Source organism: Pseudoflavonifractor sp. BSD2780061688st1 E11 (assembly GCF_005844125.1).
Lineage (GTDB): Bacteria > Bacillota > Clostridia > Lachnospirales > Lachnospiraceae > Sellimonas > Sellimonas catena.
This window is the reverse complement of the sequence record NZ_SPHM01000105.1, coordinates 1-1,459: the sequence shown is the minus strand read 5'-3', so window position 1 is coordinate 1,459 and position 1,459 is coordinate 1. Positions and strand designations below refer to the sequence as shown.

Genomic DNA, 1,459 nt, shown 5'->3' with positions numbered 1-1,459 from the left:
GTTTTTTTTGATTATACATCAGAACAGCTGTGATTACCAGAATATTTAGTTAAATATCATCAAGTCAGCACACTAGTATTACAATCATCATACCCTTTACTAGAATTAAAATTTCATATAAATAGAATTTATAAAACAGTCTGTTTGTGTATTTATACACCCACGGGCTGTTTTTGCTTTATTAAAAAGTTTTTTCAATTTTTTCCGATTTCAACTTAGCAAATCACACCTGCCATTCCCTATATGGTGCGGAAAGAGGGATAAACACTTTTCACGTCATAACGGAAAGGGGGTGAGATTGATGAAACTGTCTGACTTCCAAAAAACTGTTCAATGCCGTTTTGAAAGCTGTTTGAAGAAAGTTGTCCGTCATGTTGTTAAGGACTATCAGCAGGGATTGAAGCGACGAAAAGACAAAGAAATTCCGTTCTGTGAACTTCCAGAAATCGTTGTTGAAAAACTGGCTGTCTGGGACGAATACGAAACAGACTATACGATTTTTAATGTATGTGGTAATGATATTCGTATTTGTGATGATGAACTGGCAGAAGCCTTGAAACATTTGTCTGAACGTAATCGAGAGAATTTGCTGATGTATTATTTCTTGGAAATGAGCGATACCGAGATTGCAAAAAGACAAAACATTTCAAGAAGTGGTGTTTTTCAAAACCGACACAATTCACTAGAGCTTATGAAAAAAATATTAAAGGAGAAAAGATAGCAAATGAAACACACAATGAAAAAACCGTCCTACTATTTGCTTTCGCAGGCTATGGACGGGGACGAAAAAGCGATTGAAAAGATACTGGCATTTTATGACCCATACATATCAAAGTGCTGTCTGCGTCCACTCTATGATGAATACGGAAATGTTTATATTGTCGTAGATATGGAGTTAAAAGGACTTATCAGAGAAGCACTTATCAAAATGATTTTAGGGTTTGATATTGCCTTAGAAATCGAAGAAGAATAACAAGCAGTAACCGCAGAGCATGATTTGTTCAATCCCCCTCTTTCCTGCTCTGCCCCTGCTTCTATATGAAAGCAACACGCTTTCGCCGCAGCTCTTTGACAACTGAATAAAGCAGACAGATACGTTTGTGAGATAGCGAGCCACGGGAACTGTACGCCACGACCTTTTCAAAAGAAAGCGAGCGACCCACGCAGTGATCCGAGAGCGACTGTTGGAAAAGTCGTTTTGCCACGACCTATCCTCACAGAATAATGATACGTCCGCATGGTGCGGTTCTGCCCACAAGAATGGGAATAGTTGAGATACTAACGGAGCTTTCCAAAGCCGTCTGCCTGCTTCTGTAACATTGTGAAAAATACGCATATTGGATAAGCCTATGTGCGTATGTTGAGAATAGATAGCTGACTAAGGGGGTTGATAACTTGGCTAAAAAAGAATCTGCACAATATATCGTAGAACGGGAATTTTTAGGTAAATTTTCCGTAG

2 protein-coding genes are annotated in these 1,459 nt (G+C 38.6%); both read left to right on the top strand.

Features of this window, described 5'->3' with window-relative positions; all coding sequences use genetic code 11:
* The first annotated feature begins 301 nt into the window (after positions 1–301).
* Entirely contained in the window at positions 302–721 is a 420-nt protein-coding gene (locus FGQ85_RS18190) for a sigma factor-like helix-turn-helix DNA-binding protein (RefSeq protein ID WP_002323369.1), read from the top strand.
* A gap of 3 nt (positions 722–724) precedes the next feature.
* Positions 725–973 (top strand): helix-turn-helix domain-containing protein, encoded by a 249-nt coding sequence (locus tag FGQ85_RS18185; protein ID WP_002323370.1) that lies wholly within the window; start codon positions 725–727, stop codon positions 971–973.
* Positions 974–1,459: the final 486 nt, after the last annotated feature.